18 protein-coding genes are annotated in these 14,941 nt (G+C 38.3%); 9 read left to right on the forward strand and 9 right to left on the reverse strand.

The genetic code is table 11. The annotated features are described in order from the left end of the window. Nucleotides 1–3 precede the first annotated feature (3 nt). From trpB to DEU40_RS08445, 5 genes are all read left to right on the forward strand, one after another. On the forward strand, nucleotides 4–1,182 hold the full coding sequence (gene trpB, locus DEU40_RS08425; RefSeq protein ID WP_110009432.1) for a tryptophan synthase subunit beta: 1,179 nt from the start codon (nucleotides 4–6) through the stop codon (nucleotides 1,180–1,182). A gap of 96 nt (nucleotides 1,183–1,278) precedes the next feature. Further along, a complete protein-coding gene (gene trpA / locus DEU40_RS08430; RefSeq protein ID WP_110009433.1) occupies nucleotides 1,279–2,013 on the forward strand; it encodes a tryptophan synthase subunit alpha in 735 nt (244 codons plus the stop codon). A 31-nt stretch (nucleotides 2,014–2,044) separates the two neighbouring features. Then, nucleotides 2,045–2,773 carry a lipoyl(octanoyl) transferase LipB gene (gene lipB, locus DEU40_RS08435; protein WP_110009434.1) on the forward strand — a complete coding sequence of 243 codons (729 nt, stop codon included), beginning with the start codon at nucleotides 2,045–2,047 and terminating at the stop codon, nucleotides 2,771–2,773. Between the two features lie 362 nt (nucleotides 2,774–3,135). Beyond that, the gene (locus DEU40_RS08440; protein WP_110009435.1) at nucleotides 3,136–4,095 is read left to right on the forward strand and encodes a protein-glutamine glutaminase; all 960 of its coding nucleotides are present in this window, start codon (nucleotides 3,136–3,138) and stop codon (nucleotides 4,093–4,095) included. A 69-nt stretch (nucleotides 4,096–4,164) separates the two neighbouring features. Next, nucleotides 4,165–4,476, forward strand: a complete 312-nt coding sequence (locus tag DEU40_RS08445) for a hypothetical protein (protein WP_110009436.1) — start codon at nucleotides 4,165–4,167, stop codon at nucleotides 4,474–4,476. A gap of 6 nt (nucleotides 4,477–4,482) precedes the next feature. On the opposite strand, the gene DEU40_RS08450 is transcribed toward DEU40_RS08445, so the two are convergent. Continuing rightward, nucleotides 4,483–5,235 (reverse strand): SDR family oxidoreductase, encoded by a 753-nt coding sequence (locus DEU40_RS08450; protein ID WP_110009437.1) that lies wholly within the window; start codon nucleotides 5,233–5,235, stop codon nucleotides 4,483–4,485. A 234-nt stretch (nucleotides 5,236–5,469) separates the two neighbouring features. Between DEU40_RS08450 and DEU40_RS08455 the strand changes: the two genes are divergently transcribed. From DEU40_RS08455 to DEU40_RS08470, 4 genes are all read left to right on the forward strand, one after another. Further along, nucleotides 5,470–6,102, forward strand: a complete 633-nt coding sequence (locus DEU40_RS08455) for an NAD(P)H-dependent oxidoreductase (protein WP_110009438.1) — start codon at nucleotides 5,470–5,472, stop codon at nucleotides 6,100–6,102. Nucleotides 6,103–6,134: 32 nt separating this feature from the next. Beyond that, on the forward strand, nucleotides 6,135–6,572 hold the full coding sequence (locus DEU40_RS08460) for a MarR family winged helix-turn-helix transcriptional regulator (protein ID WP_062670961.1): 438 nt from the start codon (nucleotides 6,135–6,137) through the stop codon (nucleotides 6,570–6,572). Then, nucleotides 6,569–6,994: an organic hydroperoxide resistance protein gene (locus tag DEU40_RS08465; RefSeq protein WP_110009439.1), complete on the forward strand. Its 426-nt coding sequence runs from the start codon at nucleotides 6,569–6,571 to the stop codon at nucleotides 6,992–6,994. Before DEU40_RS08460 ends, DEU40_RS08465 begins: the two co-directional genes overlap by 4 nt. Nucleotides 6,995–7,164: 170 nt before the next feature. Next, the gene (locus DEU40_RS08470; protein WP_110009440.1) at nucleotides 7,165–7,599 is read left to right on the forward strand and encodes a hypothetical protein; all 435 of its coding nucleotides are present in this window, start codon (nucleotides 7,165–7,167) and stop codon (nucleotides 7,597–7,599) included. Nucleotides 7,600–7,645: 46 nt separating this feature from the next. Here DEU40_RS08470 and DEU40_RS08475 read toward each other — a convergent pair whose 3' ends face one another. From DEU40_RS08475 to DEU40_RS08510, 8 genes are all read right to left on the reverse strand, one after another. Next, nucleotides 7,646–8,281: a peptide deformylase gene (locus DEU40_RS08475; RefSeq protein ID WP_110009441.1), complete on the reverse strand. Its 636-nt coding sequence runs from the start codon at nucleotides 8,279–8,281 to the stop codon at nucleotides 7,646–7,648. Nucleotides 8,282–8,441: 160 nt separating this feature from the next. Further along, entirely contained in the window at nucleotides 8,442–9,314 is an 873-nt protein-coding gene (locus DEU40_RS08480; RefSeq protein WP_110009442.1) for a ChaN family lipoprotein, read from the reverse strand. Between the two features lie 118 nt (nucleotides 9,315–9,432). Beyond that, on the reverse strand, nucleotides 9,433–10,461 hold the full coding sequence (locus tag DEU40_RS08485; RefSeq protein WP_110009443.1) for a hemin-degrading factor: 1,029 nt from the start codon (nucleotides 10,459–10,461) through the stop codon (nucleotides 9,433–9,435). A 4-nt stretch (nucleotides 10,462–10,465) separates the two neighbouring features. Further along, the gene (locus DEU40_RS08490; RefSeq protein WP_110009444.1) at nucleotides 10,466–11,116 is read right to left on the reverse strand and encodes a class I SAM-dependent methyltransferase; all 651 of its coding nucleotides are present in this window, start codon (nucleotides 11,114–11,116) and stop codon (nucleotides 10,466–10,468) included. A gap of 2 nt (nucleotides 11,117–11,118) precedes the next feature. Beyond that, nucleotides 11,119–11,892 carry a heme ABC transporter ATP-binding protein gene (locus DEU40_RS08495; protein ID WP_110009445.1) on the reverse strand — a complete coding sequence of 258 codons (774 nt, stop codon included), beginning with the start codon at nucleotides 11,890–11,892 and terminating at the stop codon, nucleotides 11,119–11,121. After that, nucleotides 11,892–12,899 carry a FecCD family ABC transporter permease gene (locus tag DEU40_RS08500; RefSeq protein WP_410493491.1) on the reverse strand — a complete coding sequence of 336 codons (1,008 nt, stop codon included), beginning with the start codon at nucleotides 12,897–12,899 and terminating at the stop codon, nucleotides 11,892–11,894. The genes DEU40_RS08495 and DEU40_RS08500 overlap by 1 nt, the downstream gene beginning before the upstream one ends. A 16-nt stretch (nucleotides 12,900–12,915) precedes the next feature. Then, on the reverse strand, nucleotides 12,916–13,794 hold the full coding sequence (locus DEU40_RS08505; protein WP_110009447.1) for a hemin ABC transporter substrate-binding protein: 879 nt from the start codon (nucleotides 13,792–13,794) through the stop codon (nucleotides 12,916–12,918). A gap of 21 nt (nucleotides 13,795–13,815) precedes the next feature. After that, nucleotides 13,816–14,931, reverse strand: coding sequence for an HmuY family protein (locus DEU40_RS08510; RefSeq protein WP_228406470.1), 1,116 nt, complete (start codon nucleotides 14,929–14,931; stop codon nucleotides 13,816–13,818). Nucleotides 14,932–14,941 lie beyond the last annotated feature (10 nt).

The following is a 14,941-nucleotide window of genomic DNA, read 5'->3' on the forward strand; positions in this document are numbered from 1 at the left end:
AAAATGAATTATAAAACCCCCGATGAAAACGGATATTATGGAGAGTTTGGAGGTGCTTTTATCCCCGAAATGCTCTATCCTAATGTAGAAGAACTGCAAAAAAACTATCTTGAAATCATAGAATCTGAAGATTTTCAGGTAGAATATCAGGATTTACTGAAAAATTATGTCGGAAGAGCTACGCCCCTCTATTTTGCTAAAAACTTAAGTCAAAAATACCAGACACAGATTTATTTGAAACGGGAAGACCTCAACCATACGGGAGCTCACAAGATCAATAATGCTCTGGGGCAGGTTCTGTTGGCAAAACGTCTTGGAAAAACCAGAATCATTGCTGAAACCGGAGCAGGACAACATGGTGTTGCCACAGCTACAGCGTGTGCTTTGCTTGGTCTTGAGTGCATTGTTTATATGGGAGAAATTGATATCCAGAGACAAGCCCCAAACGTCGCAAGAATGAAAATGCTTGGGGCAGAAGTTGTAGCAGCAACTTCAGGATCAAAAACCCTGAAAGATGCAGTAAATGAAGCATTAAGAGACTGGATCAACAATCCTGTGACGACTCATTATGTGATTGGAAGTGTAGTGGGACCTCATCCTTTTCCAGATCTTGTAGCACGATTCCAGAGTATTATTTCAAAGGAAATCAAGGAACAGCTTAAAGAGAAAATCGGAAGAGAAAATCCGGATTATGTGATTGCCTGTGTAGGTGGAGGAAGTAATGCAGCAGGGACCTTTTATCATTTCGTAGAGGAAAAAGAGGTGAAAATCATTGCTGCTGAAGCCGGAGGATTGGGAGTGGATTCCGGAAAATCCGCTGCTACTACTTTCCTGGGAACGCTTGGTGTTCTTCACGGAAGCAAAAGTCTTGTGATGCAGACAGCAGACGGCCAGGTTATTGAACCCCACTCTATTTCTGCCGGACTGGATTACCCGGGAATCGGGCCTTTTCATGCGCATTTATTTAAAGAAAAAAGAGCTGAATTCTTTAGTATTAATGATGATGAAGCTTTGAAATGTGCCTTTGAACTCACCAGACTGGAAGGAATTATCCCTGCACTGGAAAGCTCTCATGCGCTGGCTGTTCTGGATAAGAAGAAATTTAATGAAAATGATGTTGTGGTCATTTGCCTGAGCGGCCGTGGAGATAAGGATATGGAAACGTATCTGAAGAATTTGTAAAATGTCGGATGTAAAATGTACAATGTACTTTCTCACCTGAGTTTAATACTACTTTATACATTGTACTTTGTACGTTATACTTTAATACAATAAAAAATGAAAAAACTAAATATATACTTCACAGCAGGAATTCCACAACTGGAAGATACCGCTGATATTATACAACTGATTCAGGATTCCGGGGCTGATATGATTGAAATCGGAATGCCTTATTCTGATCCTGTAGCAGACGGACCTGTCATCCAGAAAGCTCACGAACTGGCTTTACAAAACGGAATGACGATCGAAAAACTGTTATCTCAGCTAAAAGCCATCAAAGACAAAATCAACATTCCAATTATTCTGATGGGATATATCAATCCGGTACTGAGTTTCGGATTTGAGAAATTCTGTGCAGCATGTTCGGAAAGTGGAGTTTCAGGGCTGATCCTTCCTGATCTTCCTCCTATTGAGTTTGAGAAAAACTATCAACATATCTTAAAACAATATCATCTTAATTTCACTTTTCTTGTAACACCGGAAACCTCCGATGAAAGGATGATCTACCTGGATTCATTAAGTTCAGGATTTCTTTACGCAGTAAGTTCTTCTTCCACTACCGGAAATGAAAATGCGGTTTTAAAGAACGAGGACTATCTTTCCAGGCTCGCTGCTCTTCCACTTAAAAATCCGGTGATGATCGGGTTTGGAATTAAATCGAAAGATGACTTCGAAAATGTGACGGAAAAAGCGGATGGCGGTATCATCGGAACCGCTTTTGTGAATATTTTGCTTAAGGATAAAGACTGGAAGAAAAGTGCCATAGATTTTATCCATTCCATAAAAGGGTAAAATTCACTAAATTTGTATATCAAAAATTGAAATGAATACAAATCAAAATAAAGCAGTAGAATTTGAAGATTTAGGAATCAAAGAATATCAGCCAGCCTGGGATTATCAGGAACAGCTGATGAAAAACATCATTGATACCAAAATAAAAAACAGAGATCTTCCTGCGGAACAGCATAGTATTACTCCCAACCACCTTCTTTTCGTAGAGCATCCTCACGTATACACTTTAGGAAAAAGCGGACATGAAGAAAATATGCTTGCCGGTATTGATAAGCTGAAAGAAATTGAGGCTACCTTCGTGAAAGTAAACCGCGGTGGAGATATTACCTATCATGGCTATGGACAAGTTGTAGGTTATCCTATTCTGGATCTTGAAAACTTTTTCACGGATATTCATTTATATATGAGAAATCTGGAAGAAGTGATCATCAGAACCATTGCCGAATATGGCATTAAAGGGGAACGCTCACCAGGAGAAACCGGAGTATGGCTGGATGTTGGAAAACCTTACGCCAGAAAAATGTGTGCTATGGGGGTAAAAGCTTCCCGTTGGGTTACCCTTCATGGTTTTGCACTGAATGTGAATACGGATATGCGTTATTTTGAATACATTATTCCATGTGGGATCAAAGATAAGCAGGTTACTTCTTTAAAAAGAGAGCTTGAAAGAGAACTGACACCAGAAGAAATGGAAGAACTGAAAGCAAAGATCAGAAAGCATTTCGCGGATGTTTTTCAGGCAGAATTGATTTATAAATAGTCAAGTTTAATACAATATAATAAGCCCGGTTTCAACGATTGAACCCGGGCTTTTAGTTTTATGATAATGTTATTTTTATTCACCTTGACTATCCACAACGTTTGTTATTCAGTAGGAATCCAGACTGCAAGGTTAAAAAAACATTATTTTAAAATTTTCTATGTTTCAAAATTCTACTATTAAAAACCTAAGGTTTTTTAGTTGTTTTCAATATTATAAAATCAATAAAACAACAGAATAATGTATTTTTTTCAAAAAAAATCTTGCATATATTTTAATTTTTATTACTTTTAATGTCACAAATAAGTGAACTATCATAATTAAAAAGTTCACTGAAAAACTAACCACAAAATATAAAAACTATGAAAAAATTTCTGTTATCCATGATGGTATTCGTGACGGTACTGTCAGTGAATTCCTGCTCAGATTCAGCTGCCAACCAGGATCCTAATCTTGTAGCCAAGGAGTCTAATGAAATTGCAATGAAAGATTTCGGCAAAACTGTTCCGGTAGGGATTGAAAAAGAAGATGGAAAATTTAAAATCTCATTTATGGTTACTGCACAGCCGTACGAAATTGCGGACAGTAAAGAGAATGCAGGTTATATTTCCATGATCAGACAGGCTGTTGAAAACGAAACTCCTGTTCATGTTTTCCTTAAAGCCAATACCAATAAAATTGCGAAAGTAGAAAAAGCAACTGCTGATGACATCCGTTATTTCAAATCGGTATTCAACAAGGAAGAAAGAGGAGAAAGTAACAAGGCAGTAAGTGTTATTCCAAATCTTGCTACGTTAAACAGTCTTTTTACCCAGATCAAAAACCAGGCTTGTGGAACTTCTACGGCATCTTCACCATGTATCACATTCAGATATCCAGTGGATGGATGCTATGCAAGAGCGCACAAAATGAGACAAATCCTTTTGAATGCAGGCTACGATTGTGAAAAGCAATTCGTGTATGGTAACCTTAGAGCATCTACAGGAACATGCTGTGTATCATGGGTATATCACGTAGCGATTTTAGTAAGCTTCAAAAATGCTTCAGGAATTGTTGAAAAAAGAATTATTGATCCGTCATTATTCTCCAGCGGACCGGTAACCGATTCTGCATGGAGAGCTGCTTGCACCAATACAAGCTGTGGATCTGCTTCAGTATCTTCTTATGCCAATACTGCAGGAAACGTATACTACAGAAGTCCATCAGGATCTTTATTATATGATAACAATTATGTAAATACCAACTGTGTATTAAACATATTCTCATCCCTTTCCGGATGTTCTCCTTCCCCTGCACCTAGTGTAGCGAGCTGTGGATTCTAACTAATTTATATAGAGCTCCTGCTGATATTTTGATATATTGCAGGAGCTTTTTACTTAATCTTTTTTATTATGAAAGCCTGGTCCTATTTACTATTACTTTTTATTATGATTACATCCTGTTCCGGTAACTCCAGTTCACAGAACTTGACATGGTACAATAATGCCACGATTTCAAACATTATGGAAGATCCCGATAAACCCAATGAAGTGGTACGCGTCGCTATTGGAATCAGTGCGCAGGTTTTTTATCTCTCTAAAAAGTCACCGGAATACAAGAGCCTTATGGAAAAAGCTACCCAAAGCTTTAAAAAAGGTAAGGCCTATAATATTGGTATTGAAAATAAAACCAATATCATTAAAGAAATTAAAGAGGTCAAATAATCCGGATTATCTGATCACAGAAATTCCGGCATCCACTTTCACTTCTGCCCCATGGATATAGGACGCTTCTTCTGAAGCCAGAAACAGAACTACACTGGCTATTTCTGAAGGCTCTCCCTGTCTTTTAAAAGGAATTGTCGGAATAATATCATCAATAGCGCTTTCTATCTGCTCTCCGGTTAAACCTGTATTATTAAAAATATTGGTTTTGATATGTCCGGGACTTACTCCATTCACACGGATTCCACGTTCTGTAAGTTCTACAGCAAACGTTTTGATCATTGACTGCACTGCAGATTTGGCTGCAGAATACACCGAAAAATTAGGCATCGCAATATCCGTTGCCACTGAAGTATTGAAAATAACAGAGCTTCCGCTTTTCATTAATGGCAACATCTGCTGTACCGTAAAAAACGGTCCTTTCACCAGCATATTAAATAATTCGTCAAACTGATTTTCATCCACATATTCCACAGGTGCAAATCTTCCGTATCCTGCATTGGCAAAAACCAGATCAATATGTTCTGTATATTTTCTGATTTCATGCTGCAGGTTCATAAGGTCTTTTATATTTCCGGCATTGGAAACAATTCCAAAAGCCTTTTCTCCAAGTTTCTCTAAAGCACTATTCACCGTTTCTTCGCTTCGTCCGGTAATGATCACAGATCCTCCTTCTTCAATGAATTTCTGAGCGGTAGCCAAACCCATCCCATTGGTTCCTCCGGTAATTAAAGCGGTTTTGTTTTTAAATCTCTGCATTGTTTTAAGTTTAAAATTCTACGGCAAAGATTGGAATTCAAAGGCTTTGAAAAAATCCAGTTCTTGTGGAATTGAGTGGAAAGGCAAAAAGTCCATCAATAATTGTCATCAATAAAATCACTCAAAATTAAATTGCACACAATTAAATTGGCCATATATTTGTATTGTTAATTGAGTCAGTTCAAAACTGACATTGAATCATCAATAAGTAGTTTAATTTAAAACAAAAGAAAAATGTCATTAATAGAAAATCTAAACTGGAGACATGCTGTAAAAGCTTATGATCCTACCAAAAAAGTTTCACAGGAAGACCTTAATACGATTTTAGAATCAGCAAGACTGGCTCCTACTTCATCGGGCTTACAGCCGTTCAGAATTATTGTAGTGGAAAATCAGGAACTGAAAGAAAAAATGGTGGCGGGTGCTTTAAACCCTGAAGTAATGAGAGATTCTTCTCACGTTTTGGTCTTTGCAGCATGGGACAGTTATTCTAATGAAAAAATTGACAAAGTTTACGATTATCATACAGATGTAAGAGATCTTCCAAGAGGCCGCTTCGGAAGCTATACCGATAAAATTAAAGAAATATATGGTGCACAGACTCCTGAAGAGCATTTTGCCCACACTGCCCGCCAGACTTATATTGCCTTAGGAATTGCGCTTGCACAGGCTGCAGAACTTAAAATCGACAGTACTCCGGCGGAAGGATTCAGCAATGAGGTGGTAGATGAAGTACTGGGACTAAGAGAACTGGGATTAAAAAGTGTAAGCCTTTTATATCTTGGATACCGTGATGAAGCTAATGACTGGCTTTCTACTATGAAAAAAGTCAGAATTCCAATGGATGAATTTATCATAAAAAAGTAATACCTTCATCGAATCTTTCGCACCCCAAAATTATGGAAAATCCTAAAACACCTAAACTGGAAAACCAGATTTGTTTCCCATTGTATGTCATTGCCAAAGAAATTACAGGCCTTTACCGTCCTTTTCTTGATGAGCTGGGCATTACCTATCCGCAATATCTTGTGATGATGATATTATGGGACGGTGACGGACTTACGGTAACCCATATCGGAGAAAAACTGTTTCTGGACAGTGGTACTTTGACCCCTCTTCTTAAAAGGCTGGAGTCTAAAGGATTTATTATCCGAAAAAGAAAAAAAGAGGACGAAAGAGTGGTTGAAGTATTTTTAGACGAAGCAGGAAAACAGCTTCAGCAAAAGGCTTGTGAAATTCCGGGGAAAATTCAGGAAAAACTGGGAATACAACCGGAAGAGCTGCTGCACCTTAAAGACACAGTCTTAAAAATATTAAACAAAATAGAAAATAAATGAAAACATTATATACCACTCAGGTCACTGCAAAAGGAGGAAGAAACGGACATGTGAAAAGTGAAAACGGAGTGCTGGATCTTGATGTAAGAATGCCGAAAGCTTTAGGAGGAGCCAATGATGATTTTGCCAATCCTGAAATGCTTTTTGCAGCGGGATATTCTGCCTGTTTCGACAGCGCACTGAACAGAGTGATCAGTCTTTCTAAAGTAAAAACAGGTGAAACAACAGTGACTGCTCAGGTGAGCATAGGTCAGCTTGAGAATGGCGGCTTCGGATTGGCAGCAGAACTGGATGTGAACATCCCTGGAGTTTCTATTGAGGAAGCACAGGCTTTGACAGAAAAAGCACACCAGATCTGTCCTTATTCTAATGCGACCAGAAATAATATGGAGGTGAAACTTTCAGTAACCAACAACAATTAATCCAATTTTTTTAAGCATAGTTATAACGAAAGGAGCTGTTTCCATGGAAACAGCTCCTTTTTATTTTTATATTTTCGCGCAGATGACGCAGATCATTGAGGATATTTTTATATGCTCATAATGGTTAAGAATTTTATTCATAATTCATCATTATTGAATATTTTTACGCAATGGAAATCATTATAGATATTGTTTGCCAGGTGTATGCAGGGCAAAAATCAAGAAAGACGATTGATCTGGTTTTGAATACGTTCATTCCCGGATATGAAAAATTAAATCTCAATTATACTTACCCAAGACACGACAAAGATTATATTTTTAAAACAGAGGACGAAATGATTGGTTATTTCATCGAAAACCCTGCCCTTGACCAAACTTTTTACTGGAATAAATACCATGATAATCCGGAAAAAATAATGGTGGGTGCTAATATTACAGATGATGACAGACTTATCATGAGCCTAACAATGGATACAACTGAAGAGAAAAGGGATATGTACTTCCATAAGCTTAAAGAAATTTTACAATCAGATATCGGAGTAATTACCTATGTGTATCCTGCAGATTATGAAGATGGAGAAGATTTTATTATAAAATATGGATAGTACTCAATCTTGTCATCATTCATAACTTATCATTTATAATTCGTAATTACCTCCTGTCTTTATTTACATCACTTTTCTGATAGGCATCTACTTTTTTATAGGAATCATTTTTCTCTTTCTCTTTTTTGTCGGAAATCAGGATACCGAAAAGATGGTCGATTTCATGCTGGAAAATCACCGCAGTAAAACCTTCTACAATTTCTGAATATTTCTGCCCTTTCAAATCCACATATTCCAGTTGGATAACTTTGCTTCTGTAGAACTGATCTCTGAAATCAGGAATAGATAAATCACCTTCAGGACCGAGATTCTGAAGATCAGATCGCCAAACAATGACCGGGTTAATAAAATATTCCAGCGGTGTTCCTTCCTTATCAAAACGCTGCACCCAGATAATCTTCCTGTTGATTCCCACTTGTGGGGCTGCAATACCTACTCCGCCATCTGTTGAAAGAAGAGATTCTTTCATCCTTTTTACCAGAACAGCTGTATTCGGATCAAGAGGATCTGCTTCTGAAGAAATGTTCAGCAGGGTTTGGTGCTGATTATTATCCGTCGTCTGATAGATGGGTAACGCCGTGTTTACATCTCCCTGATTGATGATTGAAACTTCACTGGGAGTGAGTTTCTGACCATTAAAAAATCCGGTAAAAAAGATCAGCAGGATGGGGATTTTTTTCATATGTTTTTGAATCTGATACAAAGGTAAATATTGTGGTGTAAAAATAATTTATTTAGCAATGAATTTTAAGTTTTGGCTAAAGCCGTTGCCTCTTTTAATTAAAAATGGTCGGGCTTAAGCCCGACCCTATTGAATATTTTTCTCTCAGAGATACGAAGGTTTAAAAAGTCTTCGTCATATCCGCAGGAATAATCAGATTGAAATCTGTCGGGATATAATCTTTGGCAGGTACTTTCAATTCAAGATCGTCTGATTCAAAAACAGAAATTACGGCCATTTTCAGATTTGGATTCTTCTGTTTGATATACCAATAGATTCCTCCGAATTCTTTGCTGTGATAGTTACCGTTGTAGTGGATAAAGGTCTTTCCGGGCTGGTAATTTTTCAGGATAGATTCAGCCATTGTAGCATCTTTTGTAGCCTGAGCTGAAATAAAATTCATCACTTTTGTTCCTTCGGCATGATCACCCATCATTTTTTTCATTTCCGGATATCCTGGAGTGTCTAACGTTACTTTAATCGGCAACCGGGCAATGTAGGTTTTCTCTTTTTCGCTTAGTTTATTTAAAGATTCAAGACCTTCTTTGGCGGTCTGGGAGGCATATCTTCTTGGAATATTGGTAGCAACAAAATTTAGCTTTTTATCCTTAGCAAAATCTACCAAAGGCTTGTAATCGGTTGCATAATTGCTCCACAAACGGGCAGAATCTTTTAATGTTTTTGCATCAAATTTTCCGTTTAAATATTGATCCAGCTGTGCCTGATTATCTCTTTCAAACATTTCCGCTCCTAAGATCAGCTGTCCGTTCTTTTTCGCAAACAGCGCTTCTGTAATCTTCAGCTGAAGCCAGTGATTGATGGAACTGTTATGATTTTCCCCAAAAAAGACCACATCATAATCTGCCAGTTCTTTGACCAGCTTTTCTGTCTTTATTTCTTTTCCTTTTTTATCATAAAACTGATATGCTTTTAAGTCCTGTGCCTTCAATGCACAGAAACCAGCCAGCAATATCGCTATGAAAATATGTTTCATTTTATTTTATTTTTAATCACAAATTACACAAATATTTCATCACCCGCAGATCGCATGCAATAAAAAAGACCGCTTTGAATTTTACAAACAAAACGGTCTCATTCAAATCATCTAATTATTATTTCTCTAAAGCTGCTACAAGGTCCTTCCACTCCTGAAGCTCAGGAATTCCAGGTTTTCTTTTTCCGAAGAACTGAACGATAAAGTCTCCTTCTTTGTTGAATACTTCGATAGCGGTTACTTCTCCGTCTTCAGTCGGCTTTTTCACGATCCATGCTTCTGCAATTTTCGTTACGTCAAGATGTAAATTGAAATCAGGATCCATTACATTGAACCATTGCTGGTGCCAAAGTGTTTTCTTCACATTTCCTGTGTGTATCTGGATAATCCCTCTGTTTCCAACGAAAGCCATGATTGGAACGTTCTTTTCAGAAGCATCTTCAAGGATATTCACCACTTTCGCATTATCAATTTTCTTAGCAAATCCTTCCGGAGCCAATCTTAATGCCTGCGTTCTGCTTACTCCATATTTTCTGGTCATCATGAAGAAATCATGGGTGTCTTTCAATTCCGTCCATGCTTTTTTGAATCCCTCCACATCAATGTCTGAATCTGCTTTTTCAGCCTGTTTTGGAGCGATTGCTTCAAAAGCCAATGTTTGATTCTGATCTTCCGCTCTGAATTTTTCTACGATCGCATTGAAAGCAGCTTCATTACTGTCCTTCGTCAGATAAATCTTGTGAAGTGCCAGACCATCTTTTCCGAAAAACTGAAGGCTTTTCTTCTCTCCTTCCAGTACTGCAAAAGCAAATTTCCAGTGGTTAAGGAAAATTCTGAGATCAATATCTTCACCCACAAAAAGCTGTGCATGAGGACTGCTGAAATCTCCGTTCAGGTAAGTCCCTTTTCTTTCATGAACACATTCATCATTACGGGTAAGCGCCATTACTTTTCCCAACTGCTCAGCTTCTGTAAGGATTCCCTGGAAATCCGGGTTCAGGACAGTAACGCCTTCTCCTATGCTTGTTGCCAATAATTCTGCCTCACTTACTTCTAACTGTGCTGCTGCATTTCTTATTCTGATATGTGGATTTTCTGCTTTCAGAGCTTCCCATTTTTCCTTTAAATCATTAACTAATGTGCTCATTACTTTACTTTTTTATGGTTAAAATTGTATAAATTCTTCGTATGGTTTCGTTTCCTGTTTTACTTTTTATTTCTTCTTCTCTTTCAGAAGTTTTCATCCTTTTAAATTGGCTTTTGGAGACCAGCTCTTCCATTTCACTGTTGCTGTACAAGGTGAAATCATATTCCGTAAACGGCAGTTTTTCCATGAATTCTCTTTGTCCGAACGTAAGAACAAATGTTCCGTCATCTTTTAAAACCCTATAGATTTCGTTTAAGAATCCCACGGGATTTTCCCAGAAGTACACGGTATTGACTGTAAATATTTTATCAAAAGTTTCATCTTTGAAAGGAAGTTTCTTCCCTTCGTATAAAACAAATTCTGCCTGACTTTCAAATTCTTTATTGAGCCTTTTGGCTTCATTGTGCATGGTTTCGGAAATGTCAGTCCCTGTGTATTTCAGGTTTCTGGCAAGGTTCATGATACTTTTCAGGTGTGCGGCATTCCCATGTCCTATTTCAAGGATTTGCTGGCCGTCATCAATCACAAGGGTTTTGATACTTTCTAAGGTCATGCTGATGTTAGTGGCATTCATCATTTCACCAATCTCGATGCCTTTTTCACCCTGAGGGTTGGCAAGATTCTGTGCGAGGATTTTGAGTTCGTCTTTTTCCATGGTTATCCAAAAATGATCATTGGGTTACTGGTAATAGGGTGTCCGCAGATGGTACAGGGAAAATTATAGGCATTGCTGATATTTTCTTCAGTAAAAACTTCCTGTGGGGTTCCATAGGCAGAGACTTGTCCTGATTTCATTAATAAAATCTTATCTGCAAACTGTGCAGCAAGGTTCAGATCATGCAAAACAACAATAGCACTGTTGGCTTTTTTGGTGAAATTTTTTATAATTTCCAATGCTTTGTACTGATGTTTTATATCTAAATTATTCAATGGTTCGTCCAGAAAAACCAGTTTGTGGGCGATGTCATTTTCAAGCTGAGCCATCACTCTGGAAAGATGTACACGCTGCTTTTCTCCTCCCGAAAGGGTATTGTATTCTCTTTCTTTGAGATGAAAAATATCGGTTTCGTACATCATATTATTCATCGCCTCAAGATCTTCTTTTCCGGGCCGGGCATCAAAATAAGGATACCTTCCCATCATGATCACGTCCTTTACTTCAAGCGGAATATCATTGCTGTTATGCTGCGAGAACTTGGCTTTGTGTTTAGAAAGTTCCCGGATATTCCATTCTCTGATGGGTTTATCTTTAAACAGAACTTTGTTATTTCCGGATTTCACTTCATCTGCCAATACACTCAAAAGGCTTGACTTCCCTGCTCCGTTCGGTCCCACAATGGCCAGAAATTCGCCGTATTCCAGAGAGACATCTACCCCATCCAGAATCCTGAATTCTTTATGTTGATAATTTATCTGGTGTGCCTTGATCATTACAGTGATTTTTTAAATTTAACCAAAATAGCGATAAAAATAGGTCCTCCCATTAAGGCTGTTAAAATTCCGATTGGCAGTTCTGACGGTGCCACAATACTTCTGCTGAATGTGTCTGCCGTTAATAACAAAATGCTTCCGCACATTGCCGATAATGGCAAAATAAAAACATAATTGGATTTGAATAAAAGCCTTAAAATATAAGGTACAATAAGCCCTACAAAACCAATGGTACCTGAAAATGCCACACACGTTCCCACCATTAAAGCCACGGTGATGATGATCTGCTTTTTCAGTCTTTCCACATTGATTCCCAGATGCTGTGCATCTTTTTCTCCCAGCATCATTGCATTTAAGGCTTTTCCTTTGGGTAATAAAATGATGTAGGCGATGGTGATCACAATGGCGAGAATGATATTCTTCGTCCATGTTGCTGCGGCCAGGCTTCCCAGGTTCCAGAAAGTAAGATCTCTGAGCTGTTCATCTTTTGAGATATAGATCAAAAATCCGGTTATCGAAAACCCGATAGCCGTTATGGCAACTCCGGTAAGCAGCATCATGACTACATTTGTTTTCCCTCCGCTTGTTGAAATTCTGTAGACCAGCATCATGGATAAAAAAGAACCGATAAAAGCGGCTATTCCTACCAGTGAAAATTGTACAGCTTCAGGAAGATATTCTTTGAAATGTCCTCCTAAAACAATCGCAATAGCTGCCAGCAATGTTGCTCCTGATGTAAGTCCTATTAAATCTCCCGTTGCCAGAGGATTCTTGAAAAGTCCCTGAAGGCTCGTCCCGGAAACCGACAACATACTTCCTACTAAAATGGCCATGATAATCCTGGCTGCCCTTACGTCCCAGATCACATATTTATCACTGAGTGACAAACCGGAATCTCCTTTTATAAATTGCCACAGAGCCCTGAACGGAGAATTTTCTCCGAAATCATAAACTCCTGTATTAAGTGACAGTACTGCTATAATGGCAAGCAGTACCGCACTTATCATTAGATAAAAGTATAATTTACTTGGTGCTTTCAATTAAAAGTTTGTTTAATTCTACTGCTGCTTCTCCTACTCTTGGTCCAAAACCTGATACCAAACCTCCGTCCATTGCAATGATTTTCTTGTTTTTACCTGCATTGGTCTGAGATACTCCCGGCATTTTTAGCGCTCCTTCGTTTCCTCCTGCTCCCTGTAAACCGGTTTCGAAGAAAAATAGCACATCAGGATTAGCTTTTACAACGGCTTCCGGTGTCAATGGTTTGAAATCTTCAAAATCAGTTACTGCATTTTCTCCTCCTGCGAGGGTAATCAATGAAGCCATTGGGGTATTTTTACCACTCACCATCAGCATATTTCCTCTTGCGTAGATGAACAATACCTTGGGCTTTTTAGCAATAGGCTGTACTTGCTTTAAGTCAGCATCAATTTTATCATTTAATTTCTGATAATCTGTATTTCCGATCGCTTTTGCTACCTGCTCGATCAGTTTTTTGGTTCCTTCAACCGTATATTCCTGTTTGAAAACTTCGGTTTGAATCCCTGAGGATTTGATTTTACCCATTAATTCCGGATTGATATCTTTATCAGAAGCCAGAATCAATGTTGGGTTTACAGCCATGATCGGTTCAATTGTCATTGATCTCATGTGTCCTAAATCTTTCGCTGTAGCTTTTAATGACGTAGGATAGGTGCTGGTAACATCAGTTCCCACGATTTCCTTTTCGTGACCTAAAGCAGCTACGATTTCAGTAATTCCTCCGTTTAATGTTACTATTTTATTGTTGGTTTTGGGTGCTTCTGAACTGGCTTCTGTTGTATTTTCTTTTGCTCCTGTCTCTGCTTTTTTGCAAGAATATACTGCTACAAGAACAGAAGCTGCAAGGATGAATTTTTTCATGATATACTATTATTTGATTATTTATAAAGGTTCGAATTCAAAATTGGTGTACCCTCTTTCACCTTTTGTATTTTTCATGGTATTGAATCTCAGCTTGAAATAAAAACCTTCAGCATCTTTCAATACAAAGAAACGGTCTGCATACACAAAAGGAACAGGATTGGATGCCGTACCGGTAGTGGTTCTCCATTTATCCCCGATAGCCCTCTGGTCATTGAAAACAAATTTTGAAGGCTCTACATCTTTCAGTTTAAATGAACTGTAAGCAGCATCAAGACTTCCCGTAACTGTTACCTGGTAAGCACCTACTCCATTCAAAGTATTGGTTGTTACAAAATCTGCATAAAAATAGCTTCCTGCGCTGGTTGTAGGTCCCATGAACACTTCATTGGTAAACGTTGTGAATGCCAGATCCCATTTCTTTTTCTTTGGCTGAATTTTTACCGGGGTTCCTGTTTTCAGATTGAAGAATGAGAAGCTGTATTCTGTATCTTTTGTAATGATATATTCTTTGATGTCTGCTTCTGCTGCGTTCACGTCACCATAACGGATTTTGTATCCGTTCTGAGCTCTCAGAATCTGAATTTTTTTCCATCCTCTCGGATCACCGGACAATGAAACTGAACCTGCCCCGATATTGGTGGCAGAAGGTATTTCTCTCCCCAGATTGATCAGATACACTGGGTTATCAGCATCATTTTCTTTGATGGCATCAATTCCTGAAGTCTGATTCAGGAAGTCACCATTAGGATTGTCAACATATTTCATATTGGCAGCATCAAATGTTCCTACCTGGGCAATATCTTTTAAACTTGAAATATCAGCTTCCTTTACTTTACTGATGTCTGATGCGTTGGGTATTTTGATTACCGTCATGGCAAGAGATCCATTCATGATCACTCTGTAGGCATCGCCGCTGTAAAAACCAAGATCCCAGTCTGTCCTGCTGTTGACCGCCGGATTGGTATAGTCACTTAAATCAATCCAAACCTGATTAGGTTCTGTAGGGCCGCCAATTGGTACACTTACTTCAGATCCCGTCATAGGTGGAACCGGAACCGGATCTTCGTCTGCAGAAAGACAAGACTGTGTGGCAGCCATGATGGAAAGAACAGATACTATTTTTAAATACTTCATAATCGTAACG

Origin of the sequence: Chryseobacterium sp. AG844 (genome assembly GCF_003182335.1) — a bacterium.
In the GTDB taxonomy this organism is placed as follows: domain Bacteria; phylum Bacteroidota; class Bacteroidia; order Flavobacteriales; family Weeksellaceae; genus Chryseobacterium; species Chryseobacterium cupriresistens.